Annotated in this window: 2 protein-coding genes; both read left to right on the plus strand. The window is 52.3% G+C overall.

Going from position 1 to position 790, the window contains the following annotated elements; genetic code table 11:
* A partial coding sequence (locus EOA23_RS35160; protein ID WP_145966623.1) for an FtsK/SpoIIIE domain-containing protein occupies window positions 1-437 on the plus strand: 437 nt, incomplete at its 5' end.
* A 139-nt stretch (window positions 438-576) separates the two neighbouring features.
* The coding region (locus tag EOA23_RS36830) for a DUF262 domain-containing protein (RefSeq protein ID WP_245474459.1) at window positions 577-790 on the plus strand (214 nt) is incomplete at its 3' end.

Genomic DNA, 790 nt, shown 5'->3' on the forward strand with positions numbered 1-790 from the left:
ATTCTAAGGTCGAGCGTTCCGAGCGGCTGCCATATGTCTTCCTGGTCCATGACGAGTTTGCGGAATGGATGCTGACGGAAGATTACAAGTCCGCCGTGACATCCAACGTTTCGCGCTTGGGCGTGAAGGCACGCGCCGCCGGCATGTATCTGATCTTCGCGGCGCAACGACCCGATGCGAATGTCATGCCAATGCAGCTACGCGACAACCTTGGTAACAGATTGATCCTGAAGGTTGCGAGTGTTGGAACATCCGAGATCGCTCTCGGCGTAAAGGGAGCGGAACAGCTTTTGGGCCTCGGTCACCTTGCGGCAAGGCTAAGCGGCGAGCCAGCAATCATATATGCTCAGGCGCCGTTCCTGTCCGATGAGGATATAGAAGCGGCAGTCGGTGCAATATCAAACTCAGATAGCGCGACGAGCCGATTAACCGATTAAATGAAGGAGACAGAGGGTGGGAACGTGGAACTCAAGTCCGCATCCAATCTCGGACCTAAGGGATTGGAACTCTCTTGGGCGCCTTGAATTGCGGCCTTCCTTTCAGCGGAAGGAAGTTTGGAATCCGGCCGCGCGCATTATGCTTATCGACACCATTCTGAGGCAGGTTCCAATGCCGAAGATGTTTCTTTGGAACGAGGTTCGAAACGAGCACACGCACAGGCAGGTAATTGACGGCCAGCAACGAATCTCAGCAATATTAGCGTTTTTAAGAGACGAATTCGCTTTAGATGAACCCTACTCGGGGGAATTCTTTGGCAAAAAATTTAGTGAACTTCCGAAAGATGTAAAAG

Source organism: Mesorhizobium sp. M2A.F.Ca.ET.042.01.1.1, from assembly GCF_003997405.1.
In the GTDB taxonomy this organism is placed as follows: Bacteria; Pseudomonadota; Alphaproteobacteria; order Rhizobiales; family Rhizobiaceae; genus Mesorhizobium.